This is a genomic window from Corynebacterium sp. LaCa_70 (genome assembly GCF_058182015.1).
In genome coordinates this window covers 523,443-548,199 of sequence record NZ_CP190914.1, presented here as the reverse complement: position 1 = coordinate 548,199, position 24,757 = coordinate 523,443, and the positions used below count along the sequence as shown (strand labels likewise).

Annotated in this window: 21 protein-coding genes, 2 tRNA genes, 1 pseudogene and 1 riboswitch; of the genes and pseudogenes, 9 read left to right on the top strand and 15 right to left on the bottom strand. The window is 57.0% G+C overall.

All coding sequences use genetic code 11. The features are described 5' to 3' along the window. Positions 1–133: 133 nt before the first annotated feature. Positions 134–208, bottom strand: a tRNA-Gly gene (locus ACP8MI_RS02490). A 169-nt stretch (positions 209–377) separates the two neighbouring features. Between ACP8MI_RS02490 and ACP8MI_RS02485 the strand changes: the two genes are divergently transcribed. Next, positions 378–1,202 (top strand): hypothetical protein, encoded by an 825-nt coding sequence (locus ACP8MI_RS02485; RefSeq protein ID WP_018120929.1) that lies wholly within the window; start codon positions 378–380, stop codon positions 1,200–1,202. Between the two features lie 74 nt (positions 1,203–1,276). On the opposite strand, the gene ACP8MI_RS02480 is transcribed toward ACP8MI_RS02485, so the two are convergent. From ACP8MI_RS02480 to ACP8MI_RS02470, 3 genes are all read right to left on the bottom strand, one after another. Continuing rightward, on the bottom strand, positions 1,277–1,750 hold the full coding sequence (locus ACP8MI_RS02480) for a ribose-5-phosphate isomerase (RefSeq protein WP_018120928.1): 474 nt from the start codon (positions 1,748–1,750) through the stop codon (positions 1,277–1,279). A gap of 144 nt (positions 1,751–1,894) precedes the next feature. Continuing rightward, positions 1,895–2,182: a hypothetical protein gene (locus tag ACP8MI_RS02475; RefSeq protein ID WP_018120927.1), complete on the bottom strand. Its 288-nt coding sequence runs from the start codon at positions 2,180–2,182 to the stop codon at positions 1,895–1,897. A 2-nt stretch (positions 2,183–2,184) separates the two neighbouring features. After that, positions 2,185–2,796 carry a mycothiol-dependent nitroreductase Rv2466c family protein gene (locus ACP8MI_RS02470; RefSeq protein WP_018120926.1) on the bottom strand — a complete coding sequence of 204 codons (612 nt, stop codon included), beginning with the start codon at positions 2,794–2,796 and terminating at the stop codon, positions 2,185–2,187. 206 nt (positions 2,797–3,002) lie between these two features. Here ACP8MI_RS02470 and pepN point away from each other — a divergent pair, with 206 nt between their 5' ends. Further along, positions 3,003–5,558, top strand: coding sequence for an aminopeptidase N (gene pepN, locus ACP8MI_RS02465; protein WP_284571857.1), 2,556 nt, complete (start codon positions 3,003–3,005; stop codon positions 5,556–5,558). Here pepN and ACP8MI_RS02460 read toward each other — a convergent pair whose 3' ends face one another. Further along, a complete protein-coding gene (locus ACP8MI_RS02460) occupies positions 5,559–6,290 on the bottom strand; it encodes an SDR family oxidoreductase (protein ID WP_049148546.1) in 732 nt (243 codons plus the stop codon). A 45-nt stretch (positions 6,291–6,335) separates the two neighbouring features. After that, positions 6,336–7,580 (bottom strand): cystathionine gamma-synthase, encoded by a 1,245-nt coding sequence (locus ACP8MI_RS02455; RefSeq protein WP_490290694.1) that lies wholly within the window; start codon positions 7,578–7,580, stop codon positions 6,336–6,338. Between the two features lie 138 nt (positions 7,581–7,718). On the opposite strand from ACP8MI_RS02455, the gene ACP8MI_RS02450 reads away from it, so the two are divergent. Together ACP8MI_RS02450 and ACP8MI_RS02445 are read left to right on the top strand one after the other, a co-directional pair. Continuing rightward, positions 7,719–8,768, top strand: a complete 1,050-nt coding sequence (locus tag ACP8MI_RS02450) for a mechanosensitive ion channel family protein (protein ID WP_018120922.1) — start codon at positions 7,719–7,721, stop codon at positions 8,766–8,768. A gap of 7 nt (positions 8,769–8,775) precedes the next feature. Beyond that, a pseudogene (locus ACP8MI_RS02445) lies at positions 8,776–9,165 on the top strand (globin domain-containing protein); the annotation flags it as partial. Between the two features lie 229 nt (positions 9,166–9,394). On the opposite strand, the gene ald reads toward ACP8MI_RS02445, so the two are convergent. After that, positions 9,395–10,483 carry an alanine dehydrogenase gene (gene ald / locus ACP8MI_RS02440; protein WP_049167490.1) on the bottom strand — a complete coding sequence of 363 codons (1,089 nt, stop codon included), beginning with the start codon at positions 10,481–10,483 and terminating at the stop codon, positions 9,395–9,397. A 237-nt stretch (positions 10,484–10,720) separates the two neighbouring features. Beyond that, positions 10,721–10,833, top strand: a riboswitch (TPP riboswitch). Between ald and thiC the strand changes: the two genes are divergently transcribed. The 3 genes from thiC (at position 10,821) to ACP8MI_RS02425 (ending at position 13,895) form a co-directional block, all read left to right on the top strand. Continuing rightward, positions 10,821–12,734 carry a phosphomethylpyrimidine synthase ThiC gene (gene thiC, locus ACP8MI_RS02435; protein WP_284571860.1) on the top strand — a complete coding sequence of 638 codons (1,914 nt, stop codon included), beginning with the start codon at positions 10,821–10,823 and terminating at the stop codon, positions 12,732–12,734. Its footprint overlaps the riboswitch before it by 13 nt. Positions 12,735–12,942: 208 nt before the next feature. Then, positions 12,943–13,155, top strand: coding sequence for a hypothetical protein (locus tag ACP8MI_RS02430; RefSeq protein ID WP_126855241.1), 213 nt, complete (start codon positions 12,943–12,945; stop codon positions 13,153–13,155). Beyond that, entirely contained in the window at positions 13,155–13,895 is a 741-nt protein-coding gene (locus ACP8MI_RS02425) for a Fic/DOC family protein (protein ID WP_337891679.1), read from the top strand. The genes ACP8MI_RS02430 and ACP8MI_RS02425 overlap by 1 nt, the downstream gene beginning before the upstream one ends. A 62-nt stretch (positions 13,896–13,957) precedes the next feature. On the opposite strand, the gene ACP8MI_RS02420 is transcribed toward ACP8MI_RS02425, so the two are convergent. The 8 genes from ACP8MI_RS02420 to ACP8MI_RS02385 all read right to left on the bottom strand — a co-directional run bounded on the left by ACP8MI_RS02420 (position 13,958) and on the right by ACP8MI_RS02385 (position 23,588). Continuing rightward, the gene (locus tag ACP8MI_RS02420) at positions 13,958–14,890 is read right to left on the bottom strand and encodes a trypsin-like serine protease (protein ID WP_147578682.1); all 933 of its coding nucleotides are present in this window, start codon (positions 14,888–14,890) and stop codon (positions 13,958–13,960) included. Positions 14,891–14,920: 30 nt separating this feature from the next. Further along, entirely contained in the window at positions 14,921–16,066 is a 1,146-nt protein-coding gene (locus tag ACP8MI_RS02415; RefSeq protein WP_126844783.1) for a DUF418 domain-containing protein, read from the bottom strand. A 175-nt stretch (positions 16,067–16,241) separates the two neighbouring features. Then, positions 16,242–16,943 (bottom strand): DUF8185 domain-containing protein, encoded by a 702-nt coding sequence (locus ACP8MI_RS02410; RefSeq protein WP_249606358.1) that lies wholly within the window; start codon positions 16,941–16,943, stop codon positions 16,242–16,244. Beyond that, positions 16,943–17,593: an acyl-CoA thioesterase gene (locus tag ACP8MI_RS02405; RefSeq protein WP_018120914.1), complete on the bottom strand. Its 651-nt coding sequence runs from the start codon at positions 17,591–17,593 to the stop codon at positions 16,943–16,945. Before ACP8MI_RS02405 ends, ACP8MI_RS02410 begins: the two co-directional genes overlap by 1 nt. Before the next feature lie 60 nt (positions 17,594–17,653). Next, positions 17,654–19,324, bottom strand: a complete 1,671-nt coding sequence (ettA, locus tag ACP8MI_RS02400) for an energy-dependent translational throttle protein EttA (RefSeq protein ID WP_126844784.1) — start codon at positions 19,322–19,324, stop codon at positions 17,654–17,656. 118 nt (positions 19,325–19,442) lie between these two features. After that, positions 19,443–20,003 carry a single-stranded DNA-binding protein gene (locus ACP8MI_RS02395; protein WP_049167489.1) on the bottom strand — a complete coding sequence of 187 codons (561 nt, stop codon included), beginning with the start codon at positions 20,001–20,003 and terminating at the stop codon, positions 19,443–19,445. A 240-nt stretch (positions 20,004–20,243) separates the two neighbouring features. After that, complete coding sequence (locus ACP8MI_RS02390) at positions 20,244–21,245, bottom strand: GDSL-type esterase/lipase family protein (protein WP_049167488.1); 1,002 nt, start codon at positions 21,243–21,245, stop codon at positions 20,244–20,246. Positions 21,246–21,311: 66 nt separating this feature from the next. Beyond that, positions 21,312–23,588 (bottom strand): bifunctional copper resistance protein CopD/cytochrome c oxidase assembly protein, encoded by a 2,277-nt coding sequence (locus ACP8MI_RS02385; protein ID WP_126844785.1) that lies wholly within the window; start codon positions 23,586–23,588, stop codon positions 21,312–21,314. Between the two features lie 110 nt (positions 23,589–23,698). Between ACP8MI_RS02385 and ACP8MI_RS02380 the strand changes: the two genes are divergently transcribed. Then, positions 23,699–23,772 (top strand) — tRNA-Arg (locus ACP8MI_RS02380). Positions 23,773–23,933: 161 nt separating this feature from the next. Then, on the top strand, positions 23,934–24,731 hold the full coding sequence (gene cmrA, locus ACP8MI_RS02375) for a mycolate reductase (protein WP_126844786.1): 798 nt from the start codon (positions 23,934–23,936) through the stop codon (positions 24,729–24,731). The last annotated feature ends 26 nt before the right edge of the window (positions 24,732–24,757 follow it).

Genomic DNA, 24,757 nt, shown 5'->3' with positions numbered 1-24,757 from the left:
ACAGCATTCCAGCCTACGCCGATTTGGCAGTAGAAAAATCCCGTGAGACTGATCTTACAACTGAGTGTTTATATCTGTGCAGATATTTCCTCAGCGCTGCTAGGTTACTAGCGATCAGCCCCACGGGATGATGTGGAGGGAATGACGGGAATCGAACCCGCGTCTTCAGCTTGGAAGGCTGAGGTATTAGCCACTATACGACATTCCCCTTACACCTTTGCGGTGCGTTCAATAGCCTACAACATAATCGCGATAGCGCCAAAATTCGCCCCTTAGCTCCAATTAATAGCTGGTAAAGCGGCACGGATACTCCTGTACACCGCTGCCGTACAGAATCGTTAGAATGGCGACAAAACATTTTGGGAGTGAGAGTAAGCATGGAAATTCTGTTGATCGTTCTGCTTGGCGTCGGCATCGCGTTTTATGTCGCCAGCCGGAACAACAAGAAGCAAATAGAACAAAACAACCAGAATGAGCTGGACGACGCGCGTGCCGACGCACAGCGCTGGATCGACCGCTTAGGTTCGCAGGTCTACAGCATCGACGGCACCGATACCGCCTCGAAGCAAGCCATGTCTGATGCCTCCGAGCGCCACAACGCGGCAACCTCGGCACTATCTTCTGCCACCACCGTGAAGCAAGCCCGCTTGGCCCGCGAATCCGCACTCGAAGGTATGCACTATGCCAACGCGGCACGCGAGATCATGGGCATGTCTACCGGTCCGGAGATCCCACCGCTGGAAGGCCAGCGCAACGCTGGCAAAGTAACCGAGCGCCGCGAGATTGACCACGAAGGTGAACACATCATTGCTTCGCCGAAAGCCAGTGACGATGCCCCGCACTATTACCCTGGCGGTAAGGTTGCTGGGCGTCCGGTACCAGCTGGCTGGTATTCCACCCGCTGGTGGGAGCCTGCACTGCTTACCGGCGTATGGGCCATGAGCTCGGCGATGATGTTTTCCATGATGTTTTCCGGAATGGCAGGCGTTGGCTATGGTGCTCAAGATTTTGAATCCGGGGCTGGCGAAGGCCTAGATGGTGCTGGAGCCGACGGTGCCGATGGTATGGACGGCGCAGATGGCGGCGACATGGATGGAATGGATGACATGGGCGGCATGGACGATGCAGGTATGGACGACGGCGGTGGTCTATTCGGGGGCGGCGATGACGGCGGCCTGTTTGACCTCGGCTTCGATTTCTAAAACCAAGGCCTAAGCTAAGCAAGCACCCCATTGTTGGTTCAACAATGGGGTGCTTCGTCAGCAGCCTCAGTTATTTAGGCGCTTGGTACTTCTGGGGCTACACCAGTGCGCTCGTATTCCGCCAAAATATCAATGCGGCGCTGGTGGCGCTGCGCTGCCGACCATTCCTGATCCAAGAACGCATCGACGATCTGCAGTGCTTCTTCCTCCGAGTGCATGCGTCCACCGATACCGATCAGCTGTGCGTTGTTGTGCTCACGCGCCAAGCGTGCAGTTTCTGGCGACCACGCCAATGCGCAGCGTGCACCTTCTACCTTATTAGCGGCAATCTGCTCACCGTTTCCAGAACCGCCCAGAACGATGCCCAGCGAGCCTGGATCGTTCACGGTGCGTGTCGCTGCGTCGATGCAAAACGCTGGGTAATCATCGTCGGCGTCATAGGTGTGTGCACCGCAATCGATCACCTCATAGCCAGCTTTGTTCAGGTGGTCTTTGATCAGGTTTTTCGTCTCAAAACCTGCGTGGTCTGCTCCAAGATAAACGCGCATACACACAATAATAGCCGCCTGGCAGAAACCAGACGGCTAAATTGTTCAGCGTTGCGGTAGTACGGTGCAATAGTTCACCGCACTGAGACGCTAAGGCGCTAAAACCACACTAAAACACAGTGTGCACGCCTACCGCATCAGCGATTAACGCGCTGGACGCTGCGCCGGAGCATCAGCTTCAGCACCAGCAGAATTGCGGTTAGTAATCATGCGATAAACCAACCAAATGCCCAATGCCAGCAGCAGCCATGGCAGAAGCTTGAACACGACGGCCACGGTGGATGCCAGGCCGGTAATCACAGCAACGATGGAGGCAACCAAGCACACGCCTGCAGAAATCAAAGCCACCATGGCATTTTGCCGCCAAGAATAAAAGGCAGCGGCACCGCCCAGAGCAGCGATGATCAGAGAAGTAATAAAAGTACCAAACATAGTTACACCTGTGGGTTTTCGGTTCGGGAACGTTTCAGTTCGAAGAAGTATGGATACTGTCCTAAACGCAGCGCAGCGTCGAAAAGTTCCCCAGCCTCTTCGCCTTCTGGAACACGGGTAATAACTGGGCCGAAGAACGCCGCATCACCCAATTGCATTACCGGAGTTCCCACATCATTACCGACCAAGTCAATGGCCTGCTGGTGGTATGCGCGCAGCTTCTCATCGACCTCGTCGCTATTAGCCAATTTCGCCAGCTCGACGTCGGCGTCGATGTCTTGCAAAGCCTGCACGATCAAATCATCGTAAGCACCGTAGCCCTTTTGGCCGCCGTTGCCTTGCTTATGAATCAATGTGCCCAAAGCCGTGTAATAGGCATCAACCTTGTCAGGGTGCTGATCTTTCAACGCGGCAGCAACCCGGGCTGGTCCCCAGTTGGCTTTCATCATCTCGGCATAATCGGCCGGAATATCTGCGCCCTCATTCAGCACGGACAGAGAAAACGGCATCCACTCGACCTGCACGTCGCGGACTTTCTCGACTTCCTTCATCCAGCGGGATGTCTGCCATGCAAACGGGCAGGAAGCATCAAACCAAAAACGTACGGTTTCCATTGTGTTCTCCTTAATTCTTATTTGACCATCCTTAAATGGTCCTTATTTGGACTTAATTGGCCACCACCCATCCTATGGAGACATTAAGCTGGGTGCGAACAACTTCATGACCTAATAGCACTGCGGTACCGGGCGCAACATCGACCGGCCGTAGCATGGATCAACCGCAGCATTAAGTACAACGCAGAAGAAAGGTAATTCATTCCGTGACTTCTCTAAACCTGACGCGCGATGAGGCTCAACAGCGCTCACGACAGATCAAGGTGCACAACTATAAGGTGGCGCTGGATCTCACCGTCTCCGAGAAATTTTTCACCTCCCACACCGTCGTCGACTTCGAAGTCCGTGACGGCCAGCAGGCAGATACCTTCCTGGATTTGCGTGCCGACGAAATCGTGGAGCTATTTATCGACGGCGTCGAAAAGCCGACCGAGTACGACGCCGAGTACGGCATCCCGCTGCAGGGTCTGGAGCCGGGCCGCCACAGCGTTGATGTCACAGCGCGCATCCCCTATTCCCGCACCGGGCAGGGGCTCCACCGCTTCGTCGATCCTGCTGATGACCGCGTATATCTGTATTCGCAATGCGAAACTGCCGACGCGAAACGCATCCTGGCGTGCTTTGACCAGCCGGATATGAAGGCGACCTACGATTTCTCGATTACCGCTCCGCGCGACTGGACGGTGATCACCAACGAGACTTCCACGGTTACCGATAATGGCGATTCCCGCGAGTGGAATTCACGGATCGGCTATCAACTTTCCACCTACCTGATCGCCGTGTGCGCCGGCCACTACTACCAGGTCAGCGACGAATGGACAGGCACGCTCACCGCGCACCCGGAAACCAGCGAGGAAGAGCGCGAAATTTCCGTGCCGCTGGCACTGTTCTGCCGCCAATCACTGGCGAAACACCTCGATGCCGAGCGCCTGTTCACTGAGACCAAGCAGGGCTTTGATTTTTATCACCGCAACTTCGGCATTGCCTACCCATTCGGCAAATACGACCAGGTGCTGTGCCCAGAGTTCAACATGGGCGCGATGGAAAACGCCGGTTGTGTCACCCACCGCGACGAGTTTGTCTTCCACAACAAAGCCACCCATTACCAGTACGAACGCCGCGCCGACACGTTCTTGCACGAGATGGCGCACATGTGGTTCGGCGATCTGGTGACCATGCAATGGTGGGATGATTTGTGGCTCAACGAGTCCTTTGCCACCTGGGCCGCGGCGATCTCACAGGCCGAAGAAACCCAGTACGACACCGCGTGGGTCACCTTCGCGAACATCGAGAAATCTTGGGCCTACCAGCAGGATCAGCTGCCGACGACGCACCCGATCTCCACCGACGCCTCGGACATCGAGACTGTCGAGCAGAACTTCGACGGCATCACCTACGCCAAGGGCGCTTCGGTGCTGAAGCAACTGCAAGCTTATGTCGGCCGCGAAGAATTCTTCGCCGGTGTGCGTCGCCACTTCGAGGCACACAAATTCGGCAACGCCGCCTTCGAAGATCTGCTGGGCCACTTGGAGGATGCCTCCGGCCGTGATCTGAGCTGGTGGGCGCAGCAGTGGTTGAAGACCACCGGTGTCAACACCTTGGCTGCCCGCACCGAGGATGATGGCAAGACCTACACCTCTTTTGCCGTACACCAGGCCGGTGAGACCCTGCGCACCCACCGCATCGCCGTGGGGCTGTACCGTTTCGACGAACAGTCGCAAAAGGTGGTGCGCACCAAACGCGTCGAGCTGGATATCGACGGCGAGTTCACCAACGTCGACGAGCTGGTCGGCACGCCAATCGCGGATTTGGTGCTGGTCAACGACGACGACCTAACCTACTGCCTACCGGAACTCGACGAGCGTTCCCTAGCCACCCTGTTGCAGCACATCGACAAGATCGCCGATCCGATGGCTCGCACCCTGTGTTGGTCTGCTGCGTGGGAGATGACCCGCGACGGCAGCCTGAAGGCCCGGGATTTCGTGCAGCTGGTTGCCCGTGGTGCGCAGGCAGAAACAGAAATGGCGGTGCTCGAGCGCATCACTGGCCAAGCCGTCACCGCCCTCACCGCCTACGCGGACCAGGAGTGGGCCGATGCCGAAGGCGCGCAACTCCTCGGCGAGGCTTTCCAGGCTGCCGCAGAAAACGGCAGCGAAGACCGCGCGCTGATCTTCATCAAGACGTTGTCCCACCTGCCGTTGGTCGATTCCACTCGCATCTACCTGCAGGGCATCCTGGATAATGACGAGGATGCCGGGCTGCGATGGAAGGCACTGACTGCACTGGCTGCCGACGGCGCCATCGGTGAGGAAGCCGCCGTACGCGAAAAGATCGCCCAGCAGCGCGAGCTGGACAAAACCTCGTCTGGCGCGCAGGCTGCGCTCCAGGTCGAGGCTGCTATCAACAGCGACGAGAATAAGAAGCGCATCTGGGATGAGCTGCGCACCGGCGAGTTGGGCAACTTAGAAGCCCGCTTCAAGATGCTGGGGCTGACCTTCACAGGCTCGGCGAAGCACCTGGAGCAATTCAATGAGTCCTACTTCGCCGATGCCCAGAAGGTGTGGGCAGAATTTTCCCCAGAAATGGCACTGGCAGTATTGACTGGCACGTACCCATTCTGGGACAAAACCGAAGAAGGCTTGCAGCGTGCCGACGACTTCCTGGCTGGCGATATGTCTGCTGGCTTGCGCCGGCTCGTGATGGAAGGCCGCGATCGCACCGCTCGTGCGCTGCGCAACCAGCGCATTGACCGCGGCGAGTAATTAGCGGTCTGCTAGCTCAATGCGCGGGCGCACCCGCAGTTCAGTGAACTGCGTGGTGGGGCCCGCCTCCACGCAGCTGCGTACTGCGCGCGCTACTTCCGCCGGTGCAATCATGTGCTCGGCGTTGTAGTCGCCCATCAAGCCTTCCAACATCGCGGTATCCGTAGGGCCCGGCGCGACGGTAGTCACGCGGATATCGCGTTCATCCTTGCGCAAGCAATCCGCTACGGCGTACAGCGCATGCTTGGTGGCGGCGTAGACGACGTTGTTCGGATGCCCACCGTGGCCGGCTCCGGAGTTGATGTAGATGACATCGCCTTCGGTTTTCCGCAGGGCTGGCAGCAGCTGGCGCGTCAGTTCGGCGGCGGCGAAAACGTTGATGTCGAAATGTTTGCGCCAGTCTGCCGGGGTGGCATCGTCGACGGATTTCTTTTCTGCAATCGCCGCGGCGTGCACAACAACGTCGACGTTCTCCAAGCCGAGGACGTCAGCAAGCTGGGCGCCCGGCTGTGCGTCGTCGGCAAGCAATTCTGCCACCAGATCGGCATGTACCGGGGTGATGTTGGCGCATTCCGCAAGCTTATCGAGGCCTGCTTGGTTGCGTCCCAGGGCGTACACGACGTGGTCACGCGAAAGGTCAGCAGCGATCTCACGGCCCATACCGCCGGTAGCCCCGGTGACAACGGCAATCTTGCATTGCTGTTTAGACTGGGCGTGTTCTTCCTGTGTCATTTCGGCTCCATATTTTTAGGTAAGGTTTTCGGCTAGATTTCTACGCTATTTCTCGTCCAGTTTGTCCAATGCGTGCGTGAGATCAGCGATGAGGTCGTCGATATCCTCAATACCGATGGACAGGCGCACCAGATCAGCCGGTGGCGAAAGCTCGGAACCTTCGGCAGACACGTGAGTCATGCTGGTGGGGTGTTCTACCAGTGATTCCACACCACCGAGGGATTCCGCCAGCAAGAACAGCGTCGTGTTCAGACAGAACTGCTTCGCTGCTTCCTCGCTGTGGAAACGCACGGACATCATCGCGCCATAGCGCTTCATTTGCTTGGTGGCAGTCTCATGGCCTGGGTGATCTGCCAGTCCCGGGTAGAGCACGGATTTGATCTCCGGGCGGGACTGGAAAAATTCCGCGATTTTTTCTGCGTTATCGCAGTGGCGGTCCATGCGCACCGAGAGAGTTTTGATGCCACGAGTGGTCAGGTAAGCATCGAAGGGCGAGGCGATAGAACCGACGGCCCCCTGGAACCACAGCAACTCGGCGTCGACGTCTTTATCAGCGGTGACCACTGCACCACCGACGACGTCGGAATGCCCGCCCAGATACTTCGTGGTCGAATGCAGCACGTGGTCAGCACCCAAGCTAATCGGGTTCTGCAAGTACGGCGAAGCGAAAGTATTGTCCACGACCAACGACGCGCCGCCTTTGACCTCGGCGATAGCAGAAATATCGCTAATGGATAGCGCAGGGTTGGTTGGCGTTTCCAGCCAAATCACGCGGGTGTTTTCGCGGATCTCGCCAGCCAGCTCGTCGACGTCGCAAGTATTGACGACGGTGTAATCAATCCCCCATGGTTTGAAGACAGACTCGATCAAACGCCAGGTTCCACCGTAGGCGTCGTTGCCTAAGATCATGTGATCACCTGGGCGCAGCAGGATGCGCAACAGCGTATCGGTGGCGGCCATACCGGAGGAAAATACGCGCGCGTACGGGGCCTTTTCCAACGCAGCAAGCGTGGTCTCCAGGCTACGCACCGTCGGGTTCGCCACCCGCCCGTATTCAAAACCGCCGCGCAGGCTGGCTAGACCGTCCTGGGCGTAAGTGGTGGAGGCATAAATCGGAACGTTGACAGAGCCAATGTGCGAATCCGGTTCGTAGCCTGCGTGAATCGCAGCCGAGCTAAAGCCTTTGAGGTAGTCAGCCTTCGCATCCTCGGTGAGTTTATGGTGCGCAGCCGGATATTCCGGAGCCGGAATCCGGTGCGGGGTCAGGTTGTTTTCTGCAGGTGAATTCATACCACCCACCATAAACCACATGCGCGAATTGTATTGCGAAGATCACCGCCGCTCTCACAGGAAACTTACAGCCCGAACCCGTAAGATGGCCAAAGTTGCAGCGGAAATCGATTGCCAAAGCAAAGACTTAAGGATGAGATGAACACGAATATTTTTCACCTCGCATCAAATTCTGTTCCTTCGGTGCCGTCTGCCGAGGAAACAGTGAACACTGTCAACAATTGGTGGAATAACCCAGAAACCCAAGCCTGGTTGTTCCAGCGCCCGATCTATATTGGCTTGATTATCCTCTTCGCGTTGCTGGCGCACTGGATTTTGGTGCGCGCCATCAACAAGCTGGCCAACCACAACATGAAAGACGGCCGCAAGAAGACTGCGGAGCGTCAAGCCGAATCAAAGCACAGCCATGAGGTGCCAGAACCTGATCCGGAAAAGATGCACCAGATCCGGCTGATGGAAAAATCGCGGGAGAACCGCCGGAAATCGCGCATCAAGACCCTTTCCGGGGTGGCAAAATCCGCCGTCGCCATTTTTGTCTGGGTCTGGGCCGTCATCGCCATCTTGGACGTTGTCGGCATTAACGTCGGCCCGCTGATTGCTTCCGCCGGTATCGTCGGTGTCGCCCTTGGTTTCGGTGCACAATCGCTGGTCCAGGACTTCCTGTCCGGTATTTTCATGCTGATCGAGGACCAGTACGGCATCGGCGACGTCGTCGACTTGGGCGATGGCACCATGGGCGAGATCGAAGAAATTTCACTGCGCATCACTTCCCTGCGCGATATCGACGGTGCACTGTGGCACGTGCGCAATGGTGAGATTTTGAAGGTCGCAAACCACTCCAGCGATTGGTCGATCGCCCGTTTCCAGATTCCGGTCAGCCACAGCAACGACCAAAACAAGGTCTGGAAGGTGCTTACCGAAGCCATGGCCAAGGCTGCTGCCGACGAGCGTTGCGCCAACGAAATCATGGAAGCTCCAGAAATTCAGGGTGCTTCGGAGTTCAACCCGGATTACCTGTCCTACCGCGTTTCTGTAATCACCATGCCCGGCGAGCAGTGGCACGTCATGCGCGTGATGAACGGTTTGATCATGAACGAGCTGGCCGAAGCCGGAATCAAGACTCCATACCCATACGGCATCGGCATTGCTGGCCCAGGAGGCGAGCCACTTGGACGCTCACAGTCATAACCAAGACATCCGCTCCGGTGAGCGCCCGGGTTCGGTCTTTGAAGCCATCGGCGGGATGGAAACCTTCGAGACGCTTGTCGACGGTTTCTACGCCCAGGTTCCTGACGACGACATCCTGGCGCCGATGTACCCGGAGCAGGATTTCGACGGTGCCCGCGACCGCCTGCTGTGGTTTCTCGTGCAGTTTTGGGGTGGCCCGAAACTGTTTAATGAACGCCGCGGCTCGCCCCGGTTGCGAATGCGGCACGCGGAATTTCCGATTGATACCGCTGCAGCGGAGCGTTGGCTCGAGTTGATGGGCCGCTCGTTGGACAAGATCGACGAGAAAACTATCCCCGAGGAATACCGCGCCGCGATCTGGAATCACATGCAGAAGCTGGCTTATATGCTGCGGAATATACCGGACGAGCCGCTACGGCAAGACCAGGCCCACCAGCAAAAACCTGATCTGGGTATTCTGCGCCGGGACCTTGGTTTGCGGTAGACGCTCGGCGCCATCGCATTCTTTGCACGCCGCAAGTTTGCCTAAGCTCAAAGGCTGCACAGGCACAATGCCCGCTTAGCTAACAGCAAAACGCTCCCATCCGATACGGGTGGGAGCGTTCCTTATTTTCGATGGTGAAAAACTAGTCCTGCCAGTCAAAGGCCTCACGCACGGGTTTGGACAACAGCTGGCCGTCGCGCGTCGACAAGCCATCGGCCAAACCTGGGAAGCGCTCAATAGCCTGATCCACGCCACCGGCAGCAACCGCGCGGATGTACGGCAGCGTTGCCGACGTCAGCGCACGGGTAGAAGTATTCGCCACCGCACCAGGCATATTAGCCACGCAGTACATCAGTGCATCGCCAACGCGGAATACCGGGTCTTGGTGGCTGGTCTTGCGGGACGGCTCGAAACAACCACCCTGGTCAATCGCCACGTCCACCAGCACAGAACCGCGCTTCATGCGCTTGATCAGATCTTCCGACACCAGCTTCGGAGCCTTGCCACCAGCAACCAAAACAGCACCAATCACCAGATCAGCTTCCAGCAGCTCTTCTTCGATAGTCACTGGATCAGAAATCTGGGTGCGCACGGTACCGGCATATTGGTCATCGAAACGCGCCAAAGTACCTGCATCAATATCCAGCACGGTGGTTTCTGCGCGCAGACCATGCGCCATCGCAACCGCCGAGGCACCCACCTGGCCACCACCGATCACCACGACGCGACCCGCTTTGGTGCCCGGCACACCGGAAGGCAAAACGCCACGTCCACCGTGGTGCGACAACAGATGGTGCGAACCCTCCAGCACAGCCAAACGGCCAGCGACCTGCGACATTGGGGTCAGCAGCGGCAGCGCACCGTTTTTATCGGTCACGGTTTCATATGCCAGCGCGGTGGTGCCAGCGTTCACTAGCGCGTCGGTCAGCTCACGCGAAGCAGCCAGGTGCAGGTAGGTAAACAGCAGCAGGTCCTCGCGCAGGTACTGATATTCCTCTTGCAAAGGTTCCTTGACCTTCAACACCATCTCTGCAGCCCACGCGTCGGCGGCGGTATCAACAATGGTGGCGCCACGGTCGGTGTAGTCGCTATCGACATAGCTGGATCCCTCGCCAGCGCCAGATTGAATAAGCACCTCGTGACCGTCGTCGACAAGAGCCTGTGCAGCCGCCGGGCTCAGAGCCACACGGCCTTCGCTGTTCATGATTTCTGCGGGAACGCCAATCTTCATGGGATTGATCCTCATTTCTGGTTGCTTCGTGCATGTTCGTGCATCGGGCAGGAAAGTGAGATCTCGACAGGGTTGGCGCCGAGATCTCTTTGCCTGCCACCAGGGTACGTGTTGTAAGCTGGCAGCAACGGTTATGCGAAATGCACCACAGTTTCCGAGAATTTCGATAAGTCTATCGAATTTCCAGGAATCATAGCGGCCACCCGGCCCAGCATTGCGCGGCCGTCGACAAGTTTATGCACCACACACGGGTGCCCTGCTGGTACAGGGCTGAGATCACGCTAATACCGCGTGAGCACCGTTCGAACCTGTTGGTTAGTACCAACGTAGGAAGGAGGTGGGCACTGTGGCGAACCATGACGCGCACACCGCTGCCCCCGAAGACGAGATTCATTTCAAGCACTCTTACTCCCCTATCCGCAAGGATGACCTGGAAGTTCCAGAAACTGAAATCCAGCTTGATGATTCTCCCACTGGTCCGAACAAACCATTCCGCGTCTACCGCACCCGTGGCCCGCAGGCCGATGTGCACCGTGGGCTAAAACCGCTACGTATGCAGTGGATTAACGACCGCGGCGATGTCGAAGAATACGACGGCCGTGGACGCGATCTTGCCGACGATGGCCGCTCCGCACAACGCCGTGGCGCCGCCAGCCAGGAATGGAAGGGCGAATCGCGCCCGCCGCTGCGTTCCAAAGAAGGCAAAACTGTCACGCAGATGCACTACGCACGCCAAGGCATCATCACCAAGGAAATGCAGTTTGTTGCGCTGCGCGAACACTGCGATCCGGAATTCGTGCGCAGCGAGATCGCCCGCGGCCGGGCGATAATCCCGAACAACATCAACCACCCAGAATCTGAGCCGATGATCATCGGCCGGAAGTTCCTCACCAAAATCAACGCCAACATCGGTAACTCTGCGGTGACCTCCTCCATCGAAGAAGAAGTCTCCAAATTGCGTTGGGCCACCCGCTGGGGTGCGGACACCGTGATGGACCTATCCACCGGCGATGATATCCACACCACCCGCGAATGGATCCTCCGCAACTCCCCGGTTCCGATTGGCACCGTGCCGATGTACCAGGCACTGGAAAAAGTCAACGGTGTAGCCGAGGACCTAACCTGGGAAATCTTCCGCGATACCGTCATCGAGCAGGCCGAACAAGGTGTGGACTACATGACCATCCACGCCGGCGTCCTGCTGCCCTACATCCCGATGACCACCAAGCGCGTGACCGGCATCGTTTCCCGCGGCGGTTCCATCATGGCCGGATGGTGCCTGGCCCACCACAAGGAATCGTTCCTGTACGAGAACTTCGACGAGCTGTGCGAGATCTTCGCCCGCTATGACATCGCTTTCTCGCTTGGCGACGGCTTGCGCCCCGGTTCTATTGCCGACGCCAACGATACCGCGCAGTTCGCTGAGTTGAAGACCATCGGCAAGCTGACCCAGCGCGCTTGGGAATACGACGTGCAGGTCATGGTGGAAGGCCCAGGCCACGTTCCACTGGACAAGGTGCAGGTCAACAATGAGCACGCCCAGGCCTGGACCAACGACGCCCCGTTTTACACGCTGGGACCGCTGGTTACCGATATTGCCCCTGGCTACGACCACATCACCTCAGCAATTGGTGCTGCCAACATTGCCATGGGTGGTACCGCAATGCTGTGTTACGTCACACCAAAAGAGCACCTTGGTTTGCCGAACCGAGACGACGTAAAAACCGGCGTCATCACCTACAAGCTGGCGGCACATGCCGCGGACGTCGCCAAGGGTCACCCCGGCGCGCACGAGTGGGACGATGCCATGTCGAAGGCACGTTTCGAGTTCCGCTGGCACGATCAATTTGCGCTCTCGTTGGATCCTGATACCGCGCAGGCTTATCACGACGAAACCCTGCCTGCAGAGCCTGCGAAAACGGCGCACTTCTGCTCGATGTGCGGCCCGAAGTTCTGTTCCATGCGCATTAGCCAGGACATTCGCGATGCCTTTAGCGACGATATGGCGGATCTGGGAATGCCGGCGTTCCAGAAGCCGGTCGACGACGATGTTGCCACAGCCGTCGCAGAAGCCAATGGTCGGGCTGCCTCCGACGGATGTGGTTGCGGATCATCGGACGCGGACGCTCCGGTGGCTGGCGCGGCTGCCGAGGAAGCCGCAGAAGAAGGCATGGAAGAAAAGGCTCAAGAATTCCGCGAGCAAGGTTCCGAACTGTACCAGCACGAGGGCAGCTACGTACCGAAGCGCTAAATTTGTGCTAAACCTGCGCTCAAGGATGGGACCGCCAGTCGGCACAATACCGTCTGAATCAGGCGCCTGAACTGAGCGCCTGACCTGGGTGCCTGAACTCTTGGGCCCCTGAAATTAGTGTCTGAGCTGGGAAAACTTCCGAGAAAGCTCCTGCATTTTAACACCCTTCCGGGTAAGCTGGAATGCACGAGAACTCGGAGGTTTTCTTATGTCTGTACCTTCGCGGCGTTCTTTGCCGGGAGCTAAAGCAAGCACTGCGCCACTAACCCCAGCTGAGAAATTATCAGATGGTGCACTCGGCGCAGCGGGCCATTCTTTAGATGATCCACACTTACGCGAGCTCCGCAGACTCGTCGCCGTCGGAAGTTTGACTGGCGATGATGCTATTCGTCGCGGCCTCGATCACCTCAAGAATCGTTAATGCACAACGACGGGTGGGGATATGAAAGCTGGGAAGACTACTACATTCCCGGCACAAAGGTGGTAAGCAATAAATTCCGCAGCGCAGACAAGCCTTACGGCGAAGATGATCCCGATCGTCTGCGCAAGATGGAAGAGTTTGTCACCGCAGTGCGCATGGCGGAGTTACACAATGCTCCAATTGCAGGCAATTTCGACTACGCGCATATGAAGGCAATTCACGGCTACATCTTCCAGGACATCTATGACTGGGCTGGGGTACCGCGCGTCGGCCCACACGGGTGGATGACTAAAGAAGGCCCTAATGTTCTACACCCAGATGACCCCGATAATCCCACGATGGCTTTTACCTATTATCCGGGCACGGAAATCATGCACGAGGATGCCCGCGAGCAATACCGCAGGCTAGCCGAGAAGAATTATTTGCGCGGCCTGGACAAGCAAGAATTCGTGCAAGAATTAGCTGAAGTCTGGGGCGAACTGAACGTCATACATGTTTTTCGCGAAGGCAATACCCGAACGCAGTTCATTTTCTTCGAGCAACTGTGCCGCAAAGCCGGGTACCAAATCGACTCCGAGCGCTTCGCTGTCCGCGATGGGGCAACCATGCAGCGCGAAACCGCAACCGGCAAGCCACATTTACGTGAGGCCTTCGTGCGCGCCCGATTTTATAGCCAAGCTACCGGCAGCAATAAACGCCTGGCCGAAGTTCTCGACCAGGCGATATCACCCTTGCACTAGCACCGTTGCCTTAGCACCGTAGAGAAAGCACCGCAGGCAGTACAGTGCAGTGCTCGCAGCTATTATTTCTTCGGCTTACGCGCAATACCCAAACCGACAACCAGTGCTACCAACACCGCGCCGCCACCAAGCAGCCACCAGGTGGTATTGCTGGAATCATCTGCAGATTCCCCAGCAGCAGAGGTATCAGTGCTGGTCGTCGAATCACCATTGCCCTGCGAAACATTTGCTTCATCAGAGCTGACGGATTCAGACTGCTCCGTCATCGTCTTGATCATCCAATCATAGCTTTCCGCAGCCGGGGCCACCACAGACTCTGGGGAAGTCGTCGACTCCGGATCATCCGGGTTGAACGCTGCCGAAAGCACACCATACAGCTTGCCGTCCATGAATACTGGTCCGCCCGAATCGCCCTGCTGGAATTCCGCATCATTATCCAGACGCGCAATCGCAGCCTGATCACCGCCGAACAAAGCAAAGTTATTCAGCTCAGTGATCTTGCCGTCTGCCTTTGGCAGCTTCTCAGTTTTACCGGTGCCTTCCGAGGACCAACCATAAGATTCAATGGCACCCTCAGCCGGGGTTTCTTGCATGATCTCCGGGTATTCCTTCAAACCAATTGGCTCCGCGGTACGAATCAAACCGATATCGCCAGCTGGAGCTTTGTACCAGTCCGCGACCTTCACCCGCTTTTGGTCATCGCCTTGGCCAATGCGAACGCTACCGCCCGGGGTTTCGGAGTTTTCCAGGCAGTGCCGCGCGGTGACAACCCAGTAGTCTGCCACCGCGGTACCGGTGCAGTTTCCGTCCTCGTCGCCGTCGTCGCCAATTTGTTCCGAGACCACCGCGTTAGCGTGCACGGAGTCTTCAGCGAACTGGTCACTGATCATCGCCTGCGCAGGTACGGCTGCGGCAAGCATGCCGCCAAGTGCCAAGGTTGGTGCGGCAATAGCCAGCAAACGGGAGGTCTTCGAGTTTTTCGCAGTTTGAGACATGATGATTTTCTTTCTATACGGAAATGGGTATTAGTGATTCGTGGTGGTAGAGATCTCACTGGTTTTATCAGCGTGATTGCTACCGTTGTTGTCGCTGCGTTTGCCGGTGATTCCTGCAACCGCTTGTGCACCTGTCCGTGCCACCAGGCCAAGCACGTATTCCAGCGGGCCATAGCGGAAGAACATCGCCCAGATACTCGTGCCGACGACCGCGACCACGATGGTGCCGATAGCCAGCTCAGGGTACTGCGTGGCGATGTGTCCCCGGTTGATGATGCCAGCGGAGATCACGTGCCCCAGATACACAGTCAGTGCCATCGATCCCATGGCTTTCAGCGGGAATACCCAGCGGTCAGTCTGAACGAGCAACAAGCACAACAGGATGACAGTCAGTGAACCCGCAATGGTAGCCAGTGCGTCGACAAGCCCACCACTGTGCGGTTTCGCATCAAAGAACCCGTGCACAGCGATTCCGAGATTGTTCCGCGTGGCGACGGCGTAAGCCGAATCGATCCAGTCGCGAGCCAGTACTCCCACCACCGAGATGACAACTCCTGCGGCGGCTACCAGAAATCCAGAGGCCGACGATGGTGTGATCTGCCAGTTGTTGTTCCGCAGCCAATGTGCAAACAGTACACCAGCCGCCATGTAGGCCAGCCAGGTCACGATTGGATACGGCTCGCGCAACAACGCGTGGAGAGTGGTGTGCAGTGTAACCACGTGCACGATGCCGGATACTGCGAGCAATACCGCAAAACCGGTGGCGACCCACTTGGTGGACCAGCGTGGGATCTGCAGCAATGCAAACACGATATAGCCGATACCCAGTGCCTTAAGAACCACGATGATGGTTCCGGCATATGGGGTAACCACAATGCCGATGACCACGAGGATGATGCCGCGAATAAAAACATCGACGGCTCCGCGCTTGCTGAATATGATGGTCATCGAAATGCCGGAGAGCACCGCGAAAAGAGCTGATGGGAAGCCTTCCAGGAATGCGCCGGCAAATCCTTTGAATGGATATAAGTGAGCGATGATCATCGCCAGCAATGCGATGCCACGGGCAACATCAATTCCGATGATGCGCCCGGTCACAGGCTTCGGCTGGTGATCAATATCGCCGGCGGGACTATGACCGCCGGCGGTGGCTGTGTGTTGGACAGTATCTGGCATGTCCACAACCCTAACCCCATTTACTGAAAAGAACTTGCATTAATCCTTACTGCTTGCGGATAGTTATCTGGCCGATAGTTTAGAACACCGAAAAAACGCCGCGTACGCTGTGTATTGTGCGTATGCGGCGATCTAGTTCTGGGAAATCCCTGGTTAGCGTGGTGCGTGAGTGCTACTAAATCAGCACGGAAAGCCCCCGTGCGTGGTAGACACTGCCGAAGGGCGCATCCACGCGTGCCCAGCGTCCATTAGCGGAAACCCGCAGGTGGCGTGGGATATCCATGGATGCGGCAAACCCCGGGATGAGCCCTAAGTTGGTGCACGCGAAAACCATCCGCATCGGGATTTCAACTTCTTCGCCGTCTCCCAAGGAAGTTTCCTGTGGGTTTCCTGTGAGTTTGCTGGACTTAGCGGATTCCTCGGCCGGGCGTACAGTGAGCACAGTTTGGTTCATCAAACTCTGCGGCGGGCCCATGGGTCCAGAAAATTGCCGGGCAAGATCGCGTCCCTTATCGGCGAGTTCACGCACCACATGCACCGGTAAGTTATCCACCAAGTGAAATCCCTCAACCGGTGGCAACGCACCTGGCCAGGACATATCGCGGGCTGGGCCAAGGTGGGTTTGCCCCGTTTCCAGACAGTGCAACAAAGCACTGGCTGCTACCACTGCCCCGTCGCGGGAGACGGTGCCTTTGACGCGTCGACAAGCAACCACGTCAAATGGGGTGGTCACGAAAACGTCAATGAGTTCACCGTCACCGGCGTCGCCTTTGAGGACGCGGAACCGTGCCGAAGCGCTGGCATCGAGGCCAACAGCCCGCGCAATGAGCGCGCGTAGACCGGGGCCACCTGCGGTAACTTCGAGGGATTCAGACATTAGTCGTCGTAACCAATCTCATCGCCATAGTCGATTTCATCACCGTAATCGACCTCGTCACCATAGTCGACTTCATCGCCGTAGCTGATTTCATCGTCATAGCCGATCTCATCGGCAAACGATTCAGCGCTCGCGGTATTCGATGCTCCCAGGCCCCCCGCTGCACCGACAGACCCCGCAAGACCTGAGGGTGCGGAACCAGCGGCAGCTTCCGCCTTATCTGCGTCTTTCGCAAGAGTAGATTCCAGACGCATGACTTCGCGCTCTTGCTCGGTCAACGGCCGCGGCATCTGGGTGTCCATGTCGACGGCGACGGAGACAGTTTCAATCACGCACGCTACCCGACCATGTTTATCTTTAATTTCCTGGCGGGTAACGAAGGAAGAATTGCCAACCTCGACAACCTGAGATTCCACAAGCAACACCGAATTGCCCTCTGGCTCAATGGGTTTGCGGAAATCTAAGTCCAGCTTGCGCACGAAAGCAGCGAAGTCTTGCATGCCAGCCGGATCGAAGTAGGCCTCTTTGTACGCCAAGCGAGCTTCCTGTGCGATTTCCACGTAATTGGCATTCATCACATGCCCATAGCGGTCGAAGTCCGACCACCGCAGGGGTACACGATATTGATGGATTGCAGGATTATCCGCCATAAAACCTCGGAAACCTTTCTGGAACACTCGCGCGCGGTTGACAGCCGCGACGCAGCAAAACTAGCGAGTCAGCTTGCGGTGGGTGACACGGGATGGACGCGCAGCATCTTCGCCGAGGCGTTCCACCTTGTTCTTCTCATAGTCGCCGAAGTTACCTTCGAACCAGAACCACTGGCCTTCTTCCACATTGCCTTCCCACGCCAGAATGTGGGTACAGGTGCGGTCCAGGAACCAGCGATCGTGCGAAATGACCACGGCGCAACCCGGGAATTTCTCGAGCGCGTTTTCCAAAGATCCAAGGGTTTCGACATCCAAGTCGTTGGTTGGCTCGTCGAGCAGAATCAGGTTTCCGCCCTCTTTCAGCGTCAGCGCCAGGTTCAAGCGGTTACGCTCACCACCGGAAAGCACCTTGGATGGCTTTTGCTGGTCTGGGCCCTTAAAGCCAAAGGCGGAAAGGTAGGCGCGCGAAGGCATTTCGTTCTGGCCGACGTGAATATAATCCAAACCGCCCGAAACAACCTCCCAGACCGTAGCTTCTGGGTCAATGTTTTCCCGGTTCTGGTCCACGTACGACAGCTGCACCGTCTCACCAACGGTGACCTTGCCATCATCCGGTTCTTCCAAGCCCACGATAGTCTTAAACAGCGTGGTCTTACCCACACCGTTCGGGCCGATCACACCGACGATGCCGTTACGCGGCAACGTGAATGACAAGTCCTTGATCAAGGTGCGATCGCCAAAGCCCTTGGTCAGGTTGTCTGCTTCGACAACCTTATTGCCCAAACGTGGCGGGGTTGGAATCTGGATTTCTTCGAAGTCGAGTTTCTTGTACTGCTCGGCCTCAGCAGCCATTTCCTCGTAGCGCTCCAGACGCGCTTTGTTCTTCGCCTGACGAGCCTTGGAACCAGAGCGAACCCATTCCAGCTCGTCCTTCAAACGCTTGCGCAGCTTGGCATCCTTCTTACCGGCAACCTGCAAACGTTCCTGCTTCTTTTCCAGGTACGTCGAGTAGTTACCTTCATATGGGTGCAATTTGCCGCGGTCAACCTCACAGATCCAGCCCGCGACATTATCCAAGAAGTAGCGGTCGTGAGTCACAGCCAGCACGGCACCCGGATAGTTTTCCAGGTGCTTTTCCAGCCAGTGCACGGACTCGGCATCCAGGTGGTTTGTGGGCTCGTCGAGAAGCAGCAAGTCTGGTTCCGACAACAGCAGCTTCGCCAGAGCTACGCGGCGACGCTCACCACCAGAAAGGTTGGTAACCGGTTCATCCGATGGCGGGCAGCGCAGTGCCTCCATGGCCTGCTCAATCTTAGAATCAACTTCCCACGCATCCGCATTATCCAGGTCTTCCTGGAGTTTGCCCATTTCTTCCATGAGCTCATCGGTGTAGTTGGTAGCCATTTCTTCAGCAATAGCTTCGAAGCGCTGCTTCTTTTCGAAGATATCGCCGAGGCCTTCTTCCACGTTGCCGCGAACGGTTTTTTCTTCGTTCAGCGGTGGCTCCTGCTGCAAAATGCCGACGGTAGCACCGGGGTCCAGAAATGCTTCACCATTGGATGGCTCAGACATTCCGGCCATGATCTTCAAAATCGACGACTTACCGGCACCGTTCGGGCCGACGACGCCGATCTTTGCGCCGGGGTAAAAAGCCATGGTGACGTCGTCAAGAATGACCTTGTCACCAACAGTTTTGCGTACATTTTTCATCGTATAGATGAACTCGCCCATATTTCCCCTTCGCGAAATTAGGTGGAACGACACTAAATCTTTATCTCTGACGAGAATACATGACTTTCACTGCCGCCCCACCACGGATCCCGCACGATATGGGCATCGCTGTGGCTAGCTACCGTGCACCGACAGGTACTGCGGCGTTATCTGCAGCTTGCTCGTTTGTCTTCTTATTATCCGTTGCTGATTGTTCGCCAAACGGAGTTGCTGATGCATCAGTAAACCCAGATGTAGATGGGCCAGCCAGCGCATCCTGGTCAAAGACGACGCCTTCGACGTTAAGAACCACCCCGCCATTATCATCGCGGTCTGCTTTCCGCTTGGTCAGGGCGGCGGCATAGTGTGCAAGGTCTGGGGCGATGTGGGTGGCTTTCAACACCGTTTTCGAGTGTCGTTTTTCCTCACTATCTTCCCACTGCTGGGTCACCAGCGAGCCCACCAGCACTACTGGATAGCCCTTGTGCAGGCTCGCAGCTGTGTTCACGGCCAACTGTCCCCAGGCTTCAACGTCCAGAAACAGATTGTCGTAATCACGCCAGCCGGATTCTTGTTCATTGTCACGCACGGCACGCGAGGAGGCAACGCGCATATCAAGCACGCAATTTCCTCCAGCGACGCGACGCAGGCTGGGTTCTTGGGTAATCCGACCAGTGATGGTGATGTGGTGTTGCGACATGGTGTGCGCTCCCCTTCCAAATCTTTAGGTGACCAACGCGATCTGCGCTGGTAGCACCTAGTGTCTGGGGAAACGACGTCCGCAACAACTACAAAGACTGCCCGGCTGTGGATAAACAAAGTTATCCACAGAAACTGTAGAAATTGTGCTGGTGGGGTTGCACAAAGAAATACCCTGCCGCACCGAAGATAACGGTGAGACAGGGCAGCATACGCCACAATCCGTGGCTAATGGGCTAACTTAACGCGCAATTTCAGCGGCTATGGCCTGTGAGCCTTTCACGGTTGGGTGCATAGCCATGGTATGAGTCGGCGCAGTCGTATCCACCCAGATGGCAGATACATAGCGCTCCGCATCAGGTGCACAGGTGTGGTGGTCGCGGGTTGCAGAACGGACATCCACAAAACGTGCACCTGCTTCATGGGCAGCCTCACGCTGGATGTCCGCCAATGCCTGCTCATAACGCTGCGCGCCCGGAACCACAAACCCCAATGGCTGATTCGGGATTACATTAACGAAGCAAACGTGCCCTTGCGGTGAGGAAACACTCAAATACGAGGGGACCGTCACCCGCGCATTCGGCGCGAGCTGACGCACCTGGTGAGTGATATTCGCTACGCGGGCTTTGTAGCGGTCAATAACTGCCTGTGGGTATGGAAACGGAATCTCATCCAATTTAAACCGCCACGGATCCAGGCCACCCACCGCAATCACAACTTCCTCAGTAGCCGGGCCGATATTGCCATCGCGCAAAGCTTGTTCCAGCTGATGCTCAACAACGCTGCGGGACGTTGCACCATTGCATGAGTAATCACCCAAACTACGCTCAGTCATGCCTGCCAACTGACGTGGCCAGTTATCTGGATCCTGCCCACACCCACTCAGGCCTAATTCCACCGGCCGGACGAAACCTTTACCCGAATCACTCGAACCAGACGAAGAACCCAAACTTTCTTGCGGGATTCCCCGCTGCAACCAGCGGAAACCACGAACGTGGCCGTTAGCAGTAAATGAATCCCCCAGTGTGACCAATTGCTTGCCTGGGTTTGTGGAATCCCCTGGCGCTCCAACCGCATCGCGGCTAGAGCTTGAACTAGAGCTACCACCGTTGGACGACAAACTGGAGCCCGAGCTCGAGGCCTCCGTCGACGGCGACGCAGCAGCGATACTTGGCGTAGCAGTCAAGCAGAGTGCAGCAGTAGCCAATGCGCTCAGCGCAACGGCGAGTGGGCTCTTTTTCATAACGAAAAAATCCTTGGTGGTTGACAGTCAGAGGATTACCGGCAAGTGTTGGTGCGCTCCAAACCGCTATTCCGGGGCGTTCCCCCAACCGGAGCCATTCCCGCCACGCTTCCTACGGAAACGGGATTGGCCCATCTCGGATTCGTGATACTCATCCTCGATGTGTTCTCCACGGCTCATCTTTTCCAACATCGCATTATATAAATCTAGAGCATTACCTGAATCGTTACTTAATTCAGAGTCTTTTTTCGGCGTTTTTACAGACTGTTGAACACCAACAGTTTTCTGTGCAGCAAGACGGTCATCATCGGCGAGGCCATCGTCGGCAAGGTCGTCGTCGGCAGGACCGTCGTTGACGAGGTCGTCGGTGAGATCATGATCCGGCACCCGGTCCATCTCCGCATCGATGGCCTCTTGCTGTTCGCGGTCATAAGTAAACAGTTGCCGGAACAGCTCACCAAAGACGACGATCAGCGGGAACGAACCGGCAGCCCAGCCGATACCAGCTCCGACGCGCTGGTCCGCCAACAAATCAATCGCCCACGGCAAATTAATCGAGGTATAAAACTCCTCGCCGTAAATTTCGGTCAGCTGCATCATGTAGACACCCAGATACAGGTGGATCGGCATAGAGAAAAACAGCCACGCCAAACGCACCAGCGGTTGTTTGCGCCCCGGCAACGGATCCGGCCCCATGACTTCCCAAAAATAGATATAGCCAGAGACTAAAAACGCCCAGTTCATGATCACGTGCCCGGCATGATCGGAAATCGCTGCTTGGTACCAATCAAAATTCAAGTACAGCGCATAGAACACGAAGATAAATTGCGCCAGGTTGATCGGTGGATATGTGATTATGCTCAGTCCACGGGACTGACAAAAAGCACGGGTCCAATCGTGCAGGTTGGGTTTTCCAGCCTCACCTGGCTCCCAGGCGGTCATGATCAGCGTGAGCGGCGCGCCCAGCACGAGAAAAACCGGGAATGTCATCGACAACAACATGTGGCCGATCATGTGCATCGAGAATGTCGCCGGAATAATCATGCCGACGCCCGAACTCATAATCACCGCCATGCCCAGTGATCCCAGCAAGAACCACGCCGTGCGACCACGCGACCACTCGTGGCCTGCGCGACGCGCGCGACGAACCGCATACAGGTAACCGGCAGCTAGAAGGATTCCCAATGCACTGAACATGACGTCGAAACGCCAGACAGTCCACACATTGAGAATGTCTGGCTCAAATGGGATGTCGTAGCCGACGGTGATTTCCATCGTCGACAAGTTCGGGTCATCCGGTGCAGGTGGCGGGGTGCGCCCCATGGTGACCGCGATTCCGGCTGTCAACGCCATGACGAGGACTTCCACGATGGCTATGCGACGGAAAACCCCCGGGCGTTGCGCTAGTTGCGGGATGCTGCGTTGCCGGTGCAGCCATCCGAGACCGACGAGGACGAGGGTTAGCACGGTTTTGGCGGTGATGATCCAGCCGTAATTCGTCGTAAAGAGATGGTGCGGGCCAATGCGCAAGGCAGCATTGACAACGCCGGAAATCGCCATCACCGCGGCGGCAAACAGCGCCAGACTGGAATAGCGGCGAACGGCAAGTGCCAAGTGGTCGCCGAGGCGACGCGAGTGCGCGATCAAGGCGGTGAGCCCGCCGATCCACAGCACCATAAACACCAAGTGCCAGAGGTAGGAATTTGTGCCCCAGTCGTGGTCCCCGCCAGATGCCGAGTGGCCTTCCATACCCAGCGGAACGACGGTGAGTACAGCGCCGATGAGCAAGATTGGTTGCATGGTCCAGCGGCGTGCGAACAATCCGACGATGCCGACGGCGGCGGCCAGCAGAGACATGATCAGCCAGGATTTCGCTTCGGCAACCTGGTCTAGGGCCACATTCCAATGCGCGAAGGTACTGAAAAATGGGGTGCCGGAGACATCAGAAAACGTCATCGAGACCATGACCAACGCGACAGCGGCGACCGCGAGTAAACTCAGCGCGCCAGTGCGTGCCGCCAGGTGTCCGTCGACGCTGAGGCGTGCTTGGGCAAGACCAGAATTGGGGGTGGGAGCATCTGGTGCGGGCTCCGGCATCCGCGGTGGGATGAGGAATGCGGTGAGTAAATAGGAACCGACGGCGAGCGCAACGAGGATCCAAGCAGCCGCGCGGAAAAATGGCAGACCAAAGGTGGTTAGCATGCCTGGGTCTGGGATACCGAGCGCTGCGAGCGATTCTGCAAGGAACTGTGCAGAGATAATGCCGGCGCCAAGACCGGCGACCAGCAGCATTGCCAGGTACCAGGGCCAGGTGGAACGCACACGAGAGGTCGGGGTAGCCATAGGTTCTAACCTACAACCGATCGCACGGGATTCTTAACCGGTGTGTCACCTACTTGCACAATCCGGTATAGTTTTCATGCGGATCGGCGCTCATTAGGCACGATCTGTCGGCCTCCATAGCTCAGTGGATTAGAGCAACGGGTTTCTACCCCGTCGGTCGCGGGTTCGAATCCTGCTGGGGGCACTTTTATGGCGACAACCGAGCCTCTTATCGGGGGCACACTCCAGTTTCACACCAAGGTAGGGTTGAACGAAACAAGACCCAAGAAAGCTACGCAACAGCGAGACCCCGGTGTGCCTTATCCCGCGACAGCGGTACGGCGCGTCCATTTCATAAGGAGAACCATGGCTCTTCCCCACCCGCGACCAGACTCGTACGCCCTGGTTACAGGCGCAAGTCAAGGCATCGGCGAGGCCATGGCACGCGATCTCGCCAAGGCCAGCCACAATCTCATCCTCGTCGCCCGGCGTGAACAGGTCTTGCACACTCTTGCCGACGAACTTAGCTCCCACGGCATCACAGCCGAAGTTTTTGCCGCAGACCTGTCTAACTACGACGAAGTCACGGGTTTGCTGGAATACCTGAAAGATAAAAACGTCTCTATTGCAGTCAATTCGGCGGGCATCGCAAGCTTCGGCAAATTCGTCGAACAAGACTGGGATTATGAAACCAACCAGTTTCACCTGAACGCCACGGCGGTGCACCGCATCACCAACGCGGTTGTCCGCCCTATGCGGGAACGCGGCGAAGGCGCGATTTGCAACGTCGGCTCAGCCGCAGGCAATATCCCGATCCCGAATAATGCCACCTACGTATTCACCAAGGCGGGTGTCAATGCTTTTACCGAGGCGCTGCACTACGAGTTGAAGGGCACTGGCGTCAGCTGCACGCTGCTCGCCCCGGGGCCAGTGCGCGATGCCGCCGTGCCGGACGAGGAACAGTCAATCGTCGATAAGGTCGTGCCAGACTTTTTATGGACCACCTACGAGTCATGCTCGGCCGAAACCCTGGAGGCCATGGCCAAAAACCGGCGCCGCGTGGTTCCCGGACCGCTATCAAAAGCAATGAACGTGCTTAGCCAGGTAATACCGGTGCCAATGATCGCGCCGCTAGTCGGCAGTTTTTATTCCAAGATGGGCTAAACAGGTTTTGCTTAGTTAGAGCCGCC